Below are 15,742 nucleotides of genomic sequence, written 5' to 3'. Positions count from 1 at the left end.
CCCAACACCCGCGCGCTTTTATCCGCGACGCCATCTTCGCTCCGGTTTGGTATCGGCCATCCAGGCCGCCCCAAACTCCACGCAGACGTCCTGTCTGCGTGGCTCGACCTACCAAAACTTCAAGTTTAATTCAGTATAGAGCCGCCATCAGGAAGATGGCGGCAGGTTGAGGGCGTGCAGGGATGCACGCTCCGAGACCGGTCGGCCTAACAACACAGGACAAAAGCGCGAGAGTCGAGAGGTCGCGCGCTAGCGACCTTTCGTCGGACGCCGACAATGATATTTGCATATAAATACCAAACCTGACCGGCGGACGAAATCACGCTTCGCGCTCTGCAAATATTCGCCCTAGATTTTAGGTAACGTAAACACCTCCAACGCCCGATACAACTCTCTGAAAACACGTCTTCTTTCTTGATAACTCTCATGCCGTGCCGCATCGGGTTGATGCACCTGCTCCAGCGGAAGTTCGGGGAGCAATTCGGCGAGCGGCGTGCTCGGATGCAGTGCGATTTGGGCGAGACGTGCAGCGCCTAACGCAGGGCCAACATCTCCGCCGGTTCGGTATTCAAGCGTTTGGCCGCTGATATCAGCCAGCATCTGCCGCCAATATGCACTGCGGGCACCGCCGCCGATCAGGGTAATACGCTGCGGTTTTAAGCCCGTGGCATGCAAAACATCCATCCCATCCGCCAGCGCAAAGCCCACGCCTTCTAATACGGCTCGGCATAAATCGGCGCGCTGGTGCTCATGAGTCAGTCCCCAAAATGCGCCCTTGGCTTCTGGATTATTATGCGGCGTGCGCTCGCCGGAGAGATAAGGTAAAAACCACAGCGGAGCTTCAGCCGGAGCGCTGTTTTCTACCTCTTTTAGCAGTTCAGATACGCTGCTAAGCCCCGTGAGTTTCGCGACCCAGTCCAAGCACGATGCCGCGCTGAGCATCACTGACATCAGGTGCCACGTATTCGGCAATGCGTGACAGAAACTGTGTACCGCACTTTCTGGATTACTTAAGAAACCATCACTGACGGCAAAATAGACGCCGGATGTACCAAGCGAAAGCATCGCCTGACCTGAACGATATAAACCCACGCCCACGGCACCCGCTGCGTTATCGCCACCGCCCGCCACCACGGGCACAACCGGCATATGCCAACGCTGCGCAATGGATGCCAGTAATTCACCTGTGATCTGCGAGCCTTCAAACAGCGCTGGCATTTGGCTGCGATTAAGCCCCGTTGCCGCCAGCAGCTCATCACTCCAATCACGCTGGCCTACATCTAGCCACATCGTGCCTGCCGCGTCGGACATATCACTGGCAAAAACGCCGCTCATCTTCCAGCGGAGGTAATCCTTGGGTAACAACACCTTATCTATCTGAGCAAACACGTCTGGCTCATGCTTTGCCACCCATTTTAGCTTCGGCGCGGTAAAGCCCGGCATCATCAAATTGCCGGTAATCTGGCGAGAATTGGGTACGCTCGCCTCTAATTCTCGACACTCCTGCGCGCTGCGTCCATCGTTCCAGAGAATTGCCGGTCGCAGAATATTTTGCTGTTTGTCGAGCAGCGTTGCCCCGTGCATCTGGCCTGTCAGCCCCACGGCTCGCACGTTGCTCAGTGAATGCTTTTGACCCAGCGCCAGCACCGCCGCGTCCGTAGCAGACCACCATGACGCGGGATCTTGCTCAGACCATAATGGATGCGGACGATTGACCTGTAACGGTTCGCCATGGCTGGCTATCACTTTGCCCTCTTCGCTGAGCAAAATGGCTTTTACGCCGGAAGTCCCTAAATCAATACCCAGATACATGGCTCAGCTCCTGTTCTCAAACGATTCCTCCCCCAATAAAGGGGGAGGTTAGCAGGGGAAGTATTAACCAAAAATATAACGATTAACTACGTTTTCCAGCAGCTCTTGATGTCCGCTCTGGTGCTGCGGCGCGAGCTGGTTTTGCTGAGCGTATTGCGCAATACCATCCAGAGAGAGTTTGCCCTGCAAGATTTGCTGACCAAATTCGCCGTTCCAGCCGGAATAACGTTTCGCAACGCGACGATCGAGTTCACCATCCTCAATCATTTTGGCCGCAATTTTCAGCGATAGCGCCATCGTATCCATGGCACCAATATGGCCATAGAACAGATCATATTTATCCGTACTTTGGCGGCGAACCTTAGCGTCGTAGTTCAGACCACCGGTGGTGAAACCGCCTGCTTTGAGGATTTCAAACATGATAAGCGCATTTTCCTCTACGCTATTCGGGAACTGATCGGTATCCCAGCCGAGCTGCGCATCACCTCGGTTGGCATCCACCGATCCAAAAATACCCAGTGCAATTGCGCTGGCGATCTCGTGGTGGAAGGTATGGCCCGCCAGCGTGGCGTGGTTGGCCTCGATATTTACCTTAATCTCTTTTTCTAAACCGAACTGTTTTAAGAATCCATAAACCGTCGCAACATCATAGTCATATTGATGCTTGGTTGGCTCTTGCGGCTTAGGTTCAATCAGCAACGTGCCTTGGAAACCAATTTTGTGTTTGTGATCGACCACCATCTGCATGAAACGCCCTAACTGCTCGCGTTCTTGGCGTAAATCGGTGTTCAGCAGGGTTTCATAGCCTTCACGCCCGCCCCACAGCACGTAGTTTTCGCCGCCCAATTTTTTGGTCGCCTGCATCGCTTGGCAAACCTGAGTGGCAGCCCAAGCAAAAACGTCTGGATTTGGATTAGTAGCCGCACCTGCGCCGTAGCGCGGATTCGTAAAGCAATTCGCCGTGCCCCACAGCAACTTCACACCGCTGCTTTCTTGCTTCTCGGCCAGCACATCGGTCATCACGGCAAAGTTATTAACGTATTCTTTCAGCGAAGCGCCTTCAGGCGACACGTCGATATCATGGAAGCAATAATATGGCACATTCAGCTTGTGGAAGAATTCAAAGGCGACATCGGCTTTGCGCTTCGCCTGTTCCAGCGCTTCGCCCGGCTGCTGCCAAGGGCGATCAAATGAGCCGATACCAAACATATCCGCACCATTCCAGCAGAAGGTATGCCAGTAGCACGCCGCAAAGCGCAGGTGCTCTTCCATGCGTTTACCAAGAACAATTTCGTCTGGATTGTAATGGCGGAAAGCTAAAGGATTAGTGCTATGAGTTCCTTCAAAACGAACACGTTCTAGTTGATCAAAATACGATTGCATGGCGATACCCTCTAAGTAGGTTCAATGTGCGTTGACGTCACCATCTTGGAAGTCTCACCTCACCATATCAATTACGAAATTTCACACCGTCATTAAGAGAATTATTAATTGTGTTCTATATCTCAAACTCTTAAAAAATAACATTCAAAGGAGCGAAGTATGATGCTTGTCATAAAAAACACAATTCATAACTCGGAAGTAAAATATGGCAATTGTTTTAAAACGATTGCCACTAGAGGATTAACTCCGTTTTATCTTCAGGTTAAACCTCTTATCTGATTTTTATTAGAAGTTCAGTATTACTCTACGGATAGAAATAAAAAAGAGCTTTTTTATTAGAAATCAGATGTTGCATGTCTAAAAAGTAAGGCAGGGCAATTACTATGAAACAGCACTATAACTCATCTTATATCTTTAGAATCACGCTAGTTGCCACACTGGGAGGACTCCTTTTTGGCTATGATACGGCGGTCATCTCAGGTACGGTTGATTCAATAAATCAAGTATTTGTACAACCGCAGGGCCTCAGCGAAGCCGCTGCCAACTCACTACTGGGCTTCTGCGTAGCCAGTGCACTGATTGGATGCATCATCGGTGGGGCAATGGGCGGCTACCTTAGCAATCGCTTTGGCCGTCGAAATTCATTAATGATCTCAGCACTGCTTTTCCTTATTTCCGCTATCGGTTCTGGGTGGCCAGAATTAGGGTTAAGCGCTATTAATCCAGATGGAGGTATACCCGTTTACTTATCAGGGTATATTCCTGAATTTGTTATTTATAGAATCATTGGTGGCGTCGGCGTAGGATTAGCGTCAATGCTATCCCCTATGTATATTGCAGAAATCGCACCGGCAGAAATAAGAGGTAAATTAGTTTCCTTCAACCAGTTTGCCATTATTTTTGGTCAGCTGATGGTTTATTGTGTTAACTATTTTATCGCGCGCTCTGGCGATGCGTTATGGCTAAATAGCATCGGTTGGCGCTATATGTTTGCGTCAGAGGCGATTCCGGCAATTTTATTCTTTGGTTTGCTGTTCTCCGTGCCAGAGAGCCCTCGTTGGCTTATCGCGCGTGGTGAAACCAAACGGGCAAGCGATATTTTAACTCGTATCATGGGCAAATTGCAGGCTGAACCCGCGCTAAAAGAAATTACCCGTTCACTCAATAACCCACAGCATGCCAACGCACGATTGCTGATGTTTGGTGTGGGTGTCATCGTTATCGGCGTCATGCTTTCGGTATTCCAGCAGTTTGTTGGGATCAACGTGGTGCTGTATTACGCGCCGGAAGTGTTTAAAACCTTGGGCGCCAGCACGGATATCGCCCTGCTACAAACCATCATCGTAGGGGTGATTAATTTAACCTTTACCGTAGTCGCCATTATGACGGTCGATAAATTTGGCCGTAAGCCTTTGCAGATCATCGGCGCGTTGGGTATGTCACTTGGGATGTTTGGCTTAGGCACCGCTTTCTATGCCCAGCTTTCTGGCGTGGTGGCACTCGCGTCAATGCTGTTTTACGTGGCGGCTTTTGCGATGTCGTGGGGGCCGGTTTGTTGGGTACTGCTGGCAGAAATATTCCCTAATGCAATCCGCAGCAAGGCCTTAGCAGTCGCCGTGGCTGCTCAGTGGATAGCCAACTATTTTGTCTCGTGGACGTTCCCAGTGATGGATAAAAACTCCTATTTGGTAGCGCATTTCCATAACGGATTTTCCTACTGGATTTATGGCGTCATGGGCATTCTCGCCGCATTGTTTATGTGGAAATATGTTCCAGAAACCAAAGGAAAATCACTCGAGGAACTCGAATCACTCTGGACTCATCATCCTCGCTCACAGGATCAAGACATTAAAATCTAAAATCCTTCATACTCATCCGGCGTAAAGTCGGATGAGTGCTGTGAAATAATGCTTTATCCCCTTCATGCCCGATTTTGCTTCCCTGTTTGCGCCTTACTCATCATCGTTTAATGGAGTCAGCATGTTTGCCAAACGCTATCGCATTACATTGTTATTCAATGCCAACAAGGCGTATGACCGTCAGGTTGTGGAAGGTGTGGGTGAGTATTTACAGGCTTCTCAGTGTGATTGGGATATTTTCATCGAAGAAGACTTTCGTTGCCGTATCGACAATATCAAAGATTGGCTGGGCGATGGCGTGATTGCCGATTTTGACGACCGCGAAATCGAAGCACTGTTAAGTCATCTCGAAGTGCCGATTGTCGGCGTCGGTGGCTCTTATCATCGCGAAGAAGACTACCCACCGGTTTCTTACATCGCCACCGATAACCATGCGCTGGTCGAAAGCGCATTTTGCATCTCAAAGAAAAAGGCATCAACCGTTTCGCTTTTTATGGCCTGCCAACCAGCAGCGATAAACGGTGGGCGCAGGAGCGAGAGTATTCTTTCCGCCAGTTGGTTGCTAAAGAGCAATACCAAGGCGTGGTGTATCAAGGCATGGAAACCACGCCAGATAACTGGCAATACGCGCAGAACCGGCTGGCTGACTGGGTGCAAACGCTGCCGCCGCAGACCGGGATTATTGCCGTTACCGATGCGCGTGCGCGCCATCTGCTACAGGTATGCGAGCATCTTGATATTGCCGTACCTGAAAAAATCAGCGTCATCGGTATCGATAACGAAGAACTCACGCGATATCTGTCACGCGTGGCGCTTTCGTCAGTCGCACAGGGCACGCGTCAGATGGGATATCGTGCAGCAAAAATGCTGCATCAGCTGCTATCAAGCGGAAAACCGTCGGTTCCTCAACGTGTTTTAGTCCCGCCGATAAAAGTGGTTGAGCGAAGATCGACCGATTTTCGTTCGCTAAGCGATCCGTCCGTGATTCGAGCCATGCATTTTATTCGTCACCACGCCTGCGAAGGGATCAAGGTTGAACAGGTTTTGGATGCCGTGGGAATGTCGCGTTCAAATCTGGAGAAGCGTTTTAAAGATGAAACCGGGCAAACCATTCATGCCGTGATCCATGAAGAGAAGTTAGATCGTGCACGTAATCTCTTAGTCGCCACATCGCTATCGATCAATGAAATCTCTCAGATGTGTGGCTATCCATCGCTGCAATATTTCTATTCAGTATTTAAGAAGGGATACTGCATGACGCCAAAGGATTATCGCGATCGTTTTGGGGACAATATTGGATAACGAAAAATTAGCGAATGAAACAGTAAGCTGATAAGAAAAGTCTTAGTTACCCCTGACTAAAACCGCCGCCTTTTACCTCAACTCAAATAAATTGGGGTTAATATCAAAGCGGCGGGAACACGCTATCGGTCGATCTCGTCACTCAAGATATAATCAGCTAACTGCCAATTAACGGGAGAGCCTTGGTAGTAAGGCATAATTGTGCCTTTGCGGATATTGAGAACAGGATTTGAAGATGAGTTCATCATCCGCCATACCCCAGTTTGTGGACATTCATGTCCGCTTGCTCGCTGGATCCCGAGCGGCTTCCTTGTCATTTCGTTTTGATTCTGAGATATAAGTTCAGTTGATAAGTAAGCAAAATTATTACTTTCTATTCTCATGACATCCTCAAGCAATAAAAGAAAGAACATCTATGAAAAGCGGCATGAGTTAGAAAAATCTTAAGCGCGAAAAATAAACACAAATACGATAAATAATTTGTTGGTTAATGTTTTGCCAAATATACTGGCAATGATTAATCCGATTTACTCTTATTAGGTTTTAATATGTGTGTTAGAAACACATTAATTAAGTTTTTCTTGGTTCTGCTCGTGGGCCTGACCAGTAGCCAAGCGATGGCGGTTAACTGCCAGCGTGCCACCACGCCGTTAGAAAATACCATTTGTAGTAACGATGGCCTGCACTGGCTAGACACCACGATGACCATTATTTATCGGGCCATGCTGGTTAAAGAAGACTCGCTGAAAGTGCATAGCCAGTACGAAAACTGGGAAAAATCGCTCGAAAAATGCACCAGCGATAATTGTATCGAGCGCGCTTATTATGAAGGGATCAGCACCCTTTCTGATGCCGATACTAACTTCCAATGGGATGGCCAGTGGTGGAATCTTAGCGCGGGTAATATGAGCGGAGGCACCGTCCAATTCAGCCGCAGCAATGAATGGGGCTTTAACATTGATATCCATGCTTGGACGGGAATGAACGGTGATGAATATACCGCCGAAGCCCGTAAGCTTTATGGCATCGGTATCGTCGATCGCGTCACGGATACCAGCAGCTGTAAACTGCTGCTCATTCCTAAAAAGGATGGCTCGCTACAAATTCACAGTAACGCCGACTGGGGATGCAGGATGTCCATGCCTGATGGCGTATTCATTGACGGAAAATATACGAAAGCGACGAAAGATCCTCGTCCAAAGCCTTCGTTGCTGTCCATTGGCATTATTACGGAAGCCGCTCGCGACCAGCAATTCCGTGAACTCGTGGGCGATGACTATCAGCGCTTTGTCGATACCGCAAACGTCTATATCTATAGCGAAGATCTCGACAACATTGGCGCTAGAGTGGTTTCGATGTGGGTGCGTGGCGCGTCAAATAACAAAGCCGCTATCATCATGTATACGCCAGAAGGCGATATGTGGGCAGGCCTGATTGTGCCAGACAAAAATGGCCAACTGACCATGCGCTATTACAGCTCAAAAAATAAGGATGAAAAAATGATGCCAAGAACTTTGGCATCGTGGAAGCTTCATTTTTTAGAGAAGTAGCCAAAGTATTCCTACCCCCATTCTTGCCATCGCGAGAATGGGGGATAATTATGAAACCCAGCCCTTTCTATCGATTTTCCCCAGAGCCCAGCTGCACAGCAAACTTCCCGCCAGCGCGAAGAAAAACACCATGAAAATGTCCACCAGCGGCCAGCTGCGTGCATCTAGATGATGAGTGCGAATGAAGTGAATAAAAAAGGCATGGAATCCATAAATCGCCAACGAATGGCGCGAAATAAACGCCATCCACCGAGATTGGGAATGGTTAAAGTTATTCTTAAAGAATAGAAAAATGGCGCAGCTCGCAATAAACACCAGCGGCCCGCAGTACATGTAGTAAGTATCAGCAAATCCACCGTTATGCAGTGTTTGGCGGTAGGTAGAAAATGCAATCGCGGCCACGCAGCCGATAAAGGTTAGCGCCGCGCTCCAAGATACGCGCCGCTGCTCGGTATGTAACGTCCCTAGAGATCGGCCCATCAACGCATAAAGCAGGTAGTAAAACATGTCACCAGAGATATGCAGATTAATGGGGAACAGCTTGATCCCTTGATAACTGTATTGCGGCAAATTAGGGTTAGCAATAACCGCCAGCACGGCAACCACTATCGCCAAATATCGTGCACTCACCGCACGCACACTAATCAATGGGGAAATGATATACAGTGCCAAGATCGCATAGAAAAACCATAGGTGATAAAACACCGGCTTGACGAGGAAATACCGAATAGAAAGCCACGGGTTAATATGTGTCAGCATACTGATGTACAGCAGCCCTAGCGCGCTATAAAAAAGCAAACAGCGCAAAACATGCAGTACATGCCGCCCTTGAGCAGACTTCTCGCCAAAAAACAGATAGCCCGAAATCATGAAAAATAAGGGCACACATACCCGAGATGCCGAATTCAGGAGGTTAGCTACGTCCCAATTTATTTGGCCAATACTAAACCCACTGGTGACATAGTAAGTTGTTGAATGGATCATCACTACCATGAGGCAAGCCGTGGCGCGTAAGTTATCGATCCAAATGATTTTCTGACTCATGTTTTTGCGCCAAGCCCTTACCTGAATTCCGCATAACACCGACGGCGTTTTTGTTAAAAACAGGTTAACCTTCCAACCCCTCTATCAGCAATCAGAACAATGCCTAAGCTTTATCGTGATTTATATATTTGAGTTACACATCACTGATTGCCAAGCGTGATAATTGACGGCAAAATAGCCACTCAGCCTCACGTTGTTCGTAAAACATAATCTGTTCACCGACACATCGCCGGTTTTTTTTCTCTTTTCTGAATAAACAAATAACTAATAAATATGCAAAAGTCTCTCACCGCCGCAGGGCGATTGGGCCGACAGGCGCTGCTGTTTCCGCTTTGTCTGGTTCTGTATGAATTCACCACCTATATCGGCAATGACATGATTCAGCCCGGCATGTTGACCGTGGTGCAAGAATTTAACGTTGGCCAAGAATGGGTACCAACGTCAATGACCGCTTATCTGGCCGGCGGCATGTTCCTGCAATGGCTGCTTGGGCCATTGTCGGACCGCATCGGGCGTCGTCCGGTGATGTTGGCGGGCGTGGCCTATTTTGTCGTGATGTGTTTAGCCATTTTGCTAGCACAGACGATTGAGCAATTTACGCTGCTGCGCTTCTTGCAGGGCGTGAGCCTGTGCTTTATTGGTGCCGTGGGCTATGCCGCAATTCAAGAATCTTTTGAAGAATCGGTGTGCATAAAAATCACCGCGCTGATGGCGAACGTGGCCCTGATTGCTCCCTTGCTAGGGCCTTTAGCCGGTGCTGCTTGGGTGCATGTTTTGCCATGGCAAATGATGTTTGTGATGTTTGCCGCACTCGCCGCGTTTTCTTTCTATGGATTGTGGCGTGCGATGCCTGAAACCGCGACGCGTCGTGGTGAAAAACTGTCGCTGAAAGCGCTGGGGCAGGACTATAAACAGGTGCTATCGAACCGCCATTTTTTGTGTGGTGCGCTCGCGACCGGTTTTGCCAGTTTGCCGCTGTTAGCTTGGATCGCACAGTCTCCGGTCATCATAATTAGCGGCGAAGGTTTAAGCAGCTATGATTACGGACTTCTACAGGTTCCGGTGTTTGGCGCGTTGATTCTGGGCAACTTTACGCTGGCGAAACTAACCAGCACGCGCAGCGTTCGCTCCCTGATTAAACTTGGCGCATGGCCAATGATGCTGGGGCTGGCAATCGCGGCGATTGCCACGGTACACGCTTCTCATGCCTATCTGTGGATGACGGCGGGGCTGAGTATCTACGCCTTCGGGATCGGAATCGCTAACGCAGGGTTATACCGTTTAACGCTGTTTTCCAGCGATATGAGTAAAGGCACCGTGTCGGCAGCAATGGGTATGCTTAGTATGCTGATTTTTACCGTCGGCATTGAGTTAACCAAACACGCTTATCTGCTGGGCGGTAATAGCTGGTTCAGCCTGTTTAACCTGATGAGCGGTATTATTTGGCTAACGCTTGTGGTGATGTTCTTACGTAACAAACAAGTCGGAATGCCGCAGGCGGCATAATTGGCCGCACTTCACATTGGTCGAAGCCGCTCAGAGAAATTCCACGCTTCACCAAGCGGTTCCCTCCCCTGCGAAGGGGAGGGTTAAGCTGGGGCTGCAATTCACCAAGCCTTACTGAATACTGCCCTCATCATCATCTTCGGTCGCCGGTAGTACCATATAAGTCCCTTCAAACACCGCGCCGGGATGCTCATCACCATATAAATTCACTGAAAGCTGAACGCGCGCTTTGCGCCCACGGGCAAGCCTATCCAGATCGCCGCTGACGGAACTGAGATCCGCAACCGCTCGCGGTCGACCGGTAATCGGTGCGCTATAACGGATATGCGCATCGGCAAGAATAATGGTTCCGCCCAAATGGCGCTCACGCAGCAGCAGCCAAATCAGCCCCCAGCCTGTGAGCGTCGCCAATGAAAACAAGCTACCCGCAAACAGCGTTTGATGTGGATTTTGATTGCCTGACTCAGGCATGGTGGTGACAAAGCGCTGGCCGGTATATTGGCTGATACGCACACCCATTTTTTCACTCAGCGGGATGTTTTCGTACCATGCTTTTTGCAACTGAGCGCACCAATCGGGGCGATGTAAAATATCATCGAGCGTTGCGACTGGCTTAATCATCAGGAAATGACGTACCGGCGTGGTTTGCGGTGCGGTAATTTCGCCCTGATTTTCAAAACCCAATTTGGCAAAAAACTCCACCGCATCTTCACGTGCGCTACACACCACCCGTTTAACCCCTTCCTGACGCGCTACAGACTCCAGCGTCATCGCCACCAGCGTTCCTAACCCTTTGGCCTGTACGGTTGGATCAACCGCCAGAAAGCGGATAGAGGCTTCATTATCGGCATTGATATATAAGCGCCCGATAGCAACGGGTTTGCCCGACTCATCAACCACCATTTGATGGTGCGCCATCGCATCATAGGCATCACGCTCCGATCCCACCGGCTGATGCAGCGGCTTACGCAGCATCTCCCAGCGAAACTGGTAATAATCTTTTAGCTCTTGCTCTGTAACCGGAACTCGCAGGTGGTACATAACTTGCTCTCTCTCATCGTACAATCGCAAAGGTACAGATAGTCATCGTGGTTTAGGCGTTATCGGCGCAGTCATTTTGAGAGCGGACAGCGCGCAAGAACCGGAGCGTACAATAGTACGTGAGGATTCTGAGCACTGCCCAACCTCAAAATGGCAAGCAAGATAGCCTAAACCTGGAGCCAGAAGGTGACCGGCCCATCATTGAGTAGTGAAACCTTCATATCGGCTGCAAACTGCCCGGTTTGGGTGTTGATGCCGGTTTCACGGCACTGGCCAACGAAGTATTCATATAGGCGCTCTGCTTCATCGGGAGCGGCACCACCGGAGAAACTTGGACGCATCCCTTTTTGAGTGTCTGCGGCTAGGGTAAATTGGGAAACCACCAATACGCTGCCACCGGCTTGCTGAACGTTAAGATTCATTTTGTCGTTTTCATCGCTGAAAATGCGATAGCCCAATACTTTGTCACGCAGCCTTTGGGCTTTTTGTTCGTTATCTTCTTTTTCAACGCCCAGTAATACCAGCAGCCCTGGGCCAATCTCACCCACGGTGGAGCCTTCAACAACAACGCTGGCATGAGTTACTCTCTGAATTAACGCTATCATTTAGTTCTTCTCTTCCTTATCGTTTTCTGGCGGTGTCGCTTGAATTTTCTGGTTTTCTTCTCGTTTTGCGCGCTGATGCATGGCGCGGTATTCACTTAGCGAGACGGTAATCTCTGCGCCCAATAACACAATACACCAGCTCCAGTAGACCCAGACAAACAGTATCGGTATCACGGCCAGTACGCCATAAATCAATTGATACGATGGAAACATCGTGACGTATAGCCCAAAGCCTTTTTTACCCAGTTCGAATAATAGCCCCGCCACCACCGCGCCGATTAACGCATCTCTGGCAGGGACTCGCTGCGTGGGCACGACGCAATAAATTAACCAGAAACTAGCGCAGGACAACAATAGGGGGAAAACCCGTAGTATCTGATCCACCAGCGAATACACGCCGGTCATCGCCAGCCAGCGGATGGAAAGCAGATAGGTGCTAATCGCCATGCTGGCCCCCACTAAAATGGGCCCAAGGGTTAATACCATCCAATAGATCGCAAATGAATAGACGATTGGGCGCTGAGTACGGCTACGCCAAATATGGTTTAGCACACCGTCAACGGAGGAGATTACCAGCAGAGCCGTGACGATCAGCCCAACGGCACCCACGGCGGTCATCTTGCTCGAATTGGCGACAAACTGTTCGATATAAGACTGCACGACATCACCAGCAGCGGGGACGAAATTGGTAAAAATAAAGTGCTTAAGCTGTTCAGAAACTTCGCCAAACATGGGGAAAGCGGCAAACAGCGAGAAGACCACTGTGACGAGAGGAACCAGAGATAACAAAGAAACATAGGCCAGACTACCCGCCATCATGCTTACTCGGTCGTGATTGACTCTGGCCCATAAAAGGCGCCCAAAAGAGACGCAGGACTTTGCTGACTGCCAAGAAAAAAGGGTCATGCCCCCTCCTGAAAACAACGCTCAGGCCATGACATTACGGCCTGAGCGGTTAAACATCTTTTAATGTTAACGTTTTCTTGGGGTTGCGCAAAAAAATGCACAGGATAAATCGAATTATCCTAATTGCCTGCTCCCTGATTACCTACCCCATATATAGGTTAGGCAAAATACGCAGGCACGACTTTATTATCCGTGACGAGAATAGACTTAATTCCCAACGCCGACGCGGCCGCTACGTTTTCAGCGTTATCATCAAAGAATACCGCATCGCTGGCTGGGCAATGTTCCTGAGCCAACACGTGCTGATAAATCTCCGCGTCGGGTTTACGCATGCCGAGATCTTGAGAGAGGTACATGTGATCGCTGGCGGCTTCTACTTCAGGATAATGCTTCGGCCAATAGTTACTGTGCAGGCGGTTAGTGTTGGAGAGCACAACCACGCGGTTACCGTAGCTACGCAACTTTTTCATGAGCTCAATCACTTCCGGACGCAGGCCAACAAACACCGACTGCCAACCTAACTCAAACTGTTCGAAGCTGAGTGCTATCCCCATTTCAGCACAGAGTTTGTGCGCAAACTCTTCATCGGTAATAGTGCCACGCTCGTGCTGTTGGAAAACTTCGCCCATTTTGAAGCGTTCGGACAGCGTTGCCAGCGGCACACCGCTATATTTGCTCCAAACACCGAGCACGCGCTTAAAATCAATATCAACAATCACATTCCCTAAATCAAAGATGTACAACATGTGCCGCTCCTGATTTTTTGTGAATTTTTACTCTAACCTGAAATCGTGCGCTGAAATAGGCACCGTCTCTAAACGCCGCAGCGAACACAGAACACCCAAAATCCGCTGTTCTGAAGCTTTGCACAACACCTTGATAGCAGAACGCCCTACTTAAACTCGCAAAAATTGGACATAGGTCACAATTCCTCACTGCGGATGACTATTTCAATAGCAGCAAAACCTTTATTTCCCTGTGGGTATAAGAATTTTCTAACTTCCGCCGATAGCAAATCAAGCATCGCATATTTATTACCCAAAACAAGGCCGGAAACTATGTTTAAAAATCTAACAATCAGAACAGGGCTGCTCGTTTTATTAGCCGTATTTGCCCTACTCCAATTTACGTCCAGCGGAATTGGGATGTATTTTCTTCATCAAAACGATGAAGACGTTAACTTTTTGGAAGTCACCGCAAGCGAACAAAAAGCACTCTCCGATTCACGCGATGCCGTCTTACGCCTGCGTTCGATTATTGACAGCACCGTTATCCAGCTTACCAATAACATGCCGGTTAACGTGCCTCAGGTCGTCAAATCATTACGCCAAGAATTACAAATCTCACAGGATAACTTTGACTTGTTCATGAAGATCCCTGGACTGACGATGAGCCGGCCAGAAATCGGTAGGATCATGGAAAAAACACAGGCGGATCAGGTTGCCAGCGCGTTGACGAATATTGGCTTATTGGAAAATTTCACCACACCAGACCAGCTCCAGCAGTCCATGGCAAGCCATCAAGAATCCCGCCTAAAAGTGCGTAACGAATATGATGCGCAATACACAAACTATATAAAACTGCGTCAGGAGAATCTGGTCAAAGCTAGCGCCGATAGCACCGCTTCTTACGAGTTCTCTATTCAAATCATGTGCGCCATTTTAGCTGCCGTAGTGGTGCTATTTATCATTGCTTACTTCTGGTTGGATCGCATCTTGGTGAAGCCGTTGAACAAGGTTTCAGGCTATTTTTCCCAAATTGGTAAAGGCGATCTTCGTCACTCGATTGACGTTGAAAACAATAATGAAATCGGTAAGTTATGTGCCGCACTGCAAGAAATGCAATATGAACTGATTGAAACCGTGACGTCTATTCGCGATGGGGTGGAGTCCATTAATATTGGCACTCAAGAAATTGCAGCAGGCAACACCGATCTATCTAGCCGAACGGAAGAGCAGGCATCCGCGCTAGCAGAAACAGCCGCCAGCATGGAGCAGATATCGTCTACGGTTAAGCTCAACGCGGATAACGCCGTGCAAGCCTCCTCCATGATTCAAACATCAGCTTCTATCGCTCATGAAGGCGAGCAGCAGATGAAGAACATGACCACTAAAATGCATGCCATTAAAACCAATGCGCAAAAGATGGGCGATATCATTAGCGTCATCGACAGCATTGCATTCCAAACCAATATATTAGCGCTGAATGCCGCCGTTGAGGCTGCTCGCGCAGGCGAAGCCGGTCGTGGGTTTGCCGTTGTCGCCAGCGAGGTGCGTAACCTTGCCCAACGCTCTGCGCAGTCAGCCAAAGAAATTAACAGCCTCATTTCTGAATCTGCTTACCAAATTCAAGAAGGTGCGGAACTGGCAGATAAAACGGGTTCAACAATCGCGGAAATGACCAGCGCTATCTCGAAGGCCAGCACGATGATGGACAGCATCTCTTACGCCTCTGAAGAACAAAGCCGTGGTGTAGAGCAAATTCGCGTAGCCATCACCCAGATGGATCAGGTCACTCAACAAAATGCGGCCTTGGTTGAGCAGGTTGCCACCACAGCGGCAAACGTTGAGGATCTGTCAGGAACCCTAACGCAGGCCGTCGCCGTCTTTCAAATTAAAGGTCAAACCACAACGCCGGTAAAAAACTCAGCGACAGTAAAAACAGCTGAAACGCTAGATGATGAAAACTGGATCTGATTTTTAGGTATAAAAAAAGGGCACCCAAAGGTGCCCTC

The 15,742-nt window shown here is 49.1% G+C and carries 11 protein-coding genes and 1 pseudogene; 5 read left to right on the top strand and 7 right to left on the bottom strand.

Going from position 1 to position 15,742, the window contains the following annotated elements:
* Positions 1 to 348: 348 nt before the first annotated feature.
* Positions 349 to 1,812: a xylulokinase gene (gene xylB, locus DSM2777_RS03710; RefSeq protein ID WP_061553207.1), complete on the bottom strand. Its 1,464-nt coding sequence runs from the start codon at positions 1,810 to 1,812 to the stop codon at positions 349 to 351.
* Positions 1,813 to 1,875: 63 nt separating this feature from the next.
* Positions 1,876 to 3,195, bottom strand: a complete 1,320-nt coding sequence (xylA, locus tag DSM2777_RS03705) for a xylose isomerase (protein WP_025799713.1) — start codon at positions 3,193 to 3,195, stop codon at positions 1,876 to 1,878.
* A gap of 383 nt (positions 3,196 to 3,578) precedes the next feature.
* On the opposite strand from xylA, the gene xylE reads away from it, so the two are divergent.
* The 3 genes and pseudogenes from xylE (at position 3,579) to DSM2777_RS03690 (ending at position 7,906) form a co-directional block, all read left to right on the top strand.
* Positions 3,579 to 5,054: a D-xylose transporter XylE gene (gene xylE, locus DSM2777_RS03700; protein ID WP_061553206.1), complete on the top strand. Its 1,476-nt coding sequence runs from the start codon at positions 3,579 to 3,581 to the stop codon at positions 5,052 to 5,054.
* A 121-nt stretch (positions 5,055 to 5,175) separates the two neighbouring features.
* Positions 5,176 to 6,356: pseudogene (gene xylR / locus DSM2777_RS03695) on the top strand (D-xylose utilization transcriptional activator XylR).
* Between the two features lie 548 nt (positions 6,357 to 6,904).
* The gene (locus tag DSM2777_RS03690; protein ID WP_046458854.1) at positions 6,905 to 7,906 is read left to right on the top strand and encodes a lysozyme inhibitor LprI family protein; all 1,002 of its coding nucleotides are present in this window, start codon (positions 6,905 to 6,907) and stop codon (positions 7,904 to 7,906) included.
* A 48-nt stretch (positions 7,907 to 7,954) separates the two neighbouring features.
* On the opposite strand, the gene DSM2777_RS03685 is transcribed toward DSM2777_RS03690, so the two are convergent.
* Positions 7,955 to 8,950, bottom strand: a complete 996-nt coding sequence (locus tag DSM2777_RS03685; RefSeq protein WP_061553205.1) for an acyltransferase — start codon at positions 8,948 to 8,950, stop codon at positions 7,955 to 7,957.
* Positions 8,951 to 9,223: 273 nt separating this feature from the next.
* Between DSM2777_RS03685 and DSM2777_RS03680 the strand changes: the two genes are divergently transcribed.
* Positions 9,224 to 10,456, top strand: a complete 1,233-nt coding sequence (locus DSM2777_RS03680) for an MFS transporter (protein WP_061553204.1) — start codon at positions 9,224 to 9,226, stop codon at positions 10,454 to 10,456.
* Positions 10,457 to 10,567: 111 nt separating this feature from the next.
* Here the strand turns inward: DSM2777_RS03680 and fabY are convergent, their stop codons facing one another.
* From fabY to yihX, 4 genes are all read right to left on the bottom strand, one after another.
* On the bottom strand, positions 10,568 to 11,497 hold the full coding sequence (fabY, locus tag DSM2777_RS03675) for a fatty acid biosynthesis protein FabY (RefSeq protein ID WP_040044547.1): 930 nt from the start codon (positions 11,495 to 11,497) through the stop codon (positions 10,568 to 10,570).
* A gap of 167 nt (positions 11,498 to 11,664) precedes the next feature.
* Complete coding sequence (gene dtd / locus DSM2777_RS03670; RefSeq protein ID WP_046458851.1) at positions 11,665 to 12,102, bottom strand: D-aminoacyl-tRNA deacylase; 438 nt, start codon at positions 12,100 to 12,102, stop codon at positions 11,665 to 11,667.
* On the bottom strand, positions 12,103 to 13,008 hold the full coding sequence (locus DSM2777_RS03665) for a virulence factor BrkB family protein (RefSeq protein WP_061553203.1): 906 nt from the start codon (positions 13,006 to 13,008) through the stop codon (positions 12,103 to 12,105).
* Positions 13,009 to 13,166: 158 nt separating this feature from the next.
* A complete protein-coding gene (gene yihX / locus DSM2777_RS03660; RefSeq protein WP_061553202.1) occupies positions 13,167 to 13,754 on the bottom strand; it encodes a glucose-1-phosphatase in 588 nt (195 codons plus the stop codon).
* Between the two features lie 312 nt (positions 13,755 to 14,066).
* Between yihX and DSM2777_RS03655 the strand changes: the two genes are divergently transcribed.
* Positions 14,067 to 15,704, top strand: a complete 1,638-nt coding sequence (locus DSM2777_RS03655) for a methyl-accepting chemotaxis protein (RefSeq protein ID WP_061553201.1) — start codon at positions 14,067 to 14,069, stop codon at positions 15,702 to 15,704.
* The last annotated feature ends 38 nt before the right edge of the window (positions 15,705 to 15,742 follow it).

Source organism: Obesumbacterium proteus, assembly GCF_001586165.1.
GTDB classification, from domain to species: Bacteria; Pseudomonadota; Gammaproteobacteria; order Enterobacterales; family Enterobacteriaceae; genus Hafnia; species Hafnia protea.
The sequence above is the reverse complement of the archived record's forward strand: the minus strand, read 5'-3'. Positions and strand labels throughout refer to the sequence as shown.

Excerpts from the sequence above, each read along its gene's own strand:
- DSM2777_RS03665 (WP_061553203.1), bottom strand. The coding sequence starts at position 13,008 with ATGACCCTTTTTTCTTGGCAGTCAGCAAAGTCCTGCGTCTCTTTTGGG.
- xylB (WP_061553207.1), bottom strand. The coding sequence starts at position 1,812 with ATGTATCTGGGTATTGATTTAGGGACTTCCGGCGTAAAAGCCATTTTG.
- DSM2777_RS03655 (WP_061553201.1), top strand. The coding sequence starts at position 14,067 with ATGTTTAAAAATCTAACAATCAGAACAGGGCTGCTCGTTTTATTAGCC.
- DSM2777_RS03680 (WP_061553204.1), top strand. The coding sequence starts at position 9,224 with ATGCAAAAGTCTCTCACCGCCGCAGGGCGATTGGGCCGACAGGCGCTG.
- DSM2777_RS03685 (WP_061553205.1), bottom strand. The coding sequence starts at position 8,950 with ATGAGTCAGAAAATCATTTGGATCGATAACTTACGCGCCACGGCTTGC.
- fabY (WP_040044547.1), bottom strand. The coding sequence starts at position 11,497 with ATGTACCACCTGCGAGTTCCGGTTACAGAGCAAGAGCTAAAAGATTAT.
- DSM2777_RS03690 (WP_046458854.1), top strand. The coding sequence starts at position 6,905 with ATGTGTGTTAGAAACACATTAATTAAGTTTTTCTTGGTTCTGCTCGTG.
- dtd (WP_046458851.1), bottom strand. The coding sequence starts at position 12,102 with ATGATAGCGTTAATTCAGAGAGTAACTCATGCCAGCGTTGTTGTTGAA.
- xylE (WP_061553206.1), top strand. The coding sequence starts at position 3,579 with ATGAAACAGCACTATAACTCATCTTATATCTTTAGAATCACGCTAGTT.
- yihX (WP_061553202.1), bottom strand. The coding sequence starts at position 13,754 with ATGTTGTACATCTTTGATTTAGGGAATGTGATTGTTGATATTGATTTT.
- xylA (WP_025799713.1), bottom strand. The coding sequence starts at position 3,195 with ATGCAATCGTATTTTGATCAACTAGAACGTGTTCGTTTTGAAGGAACT.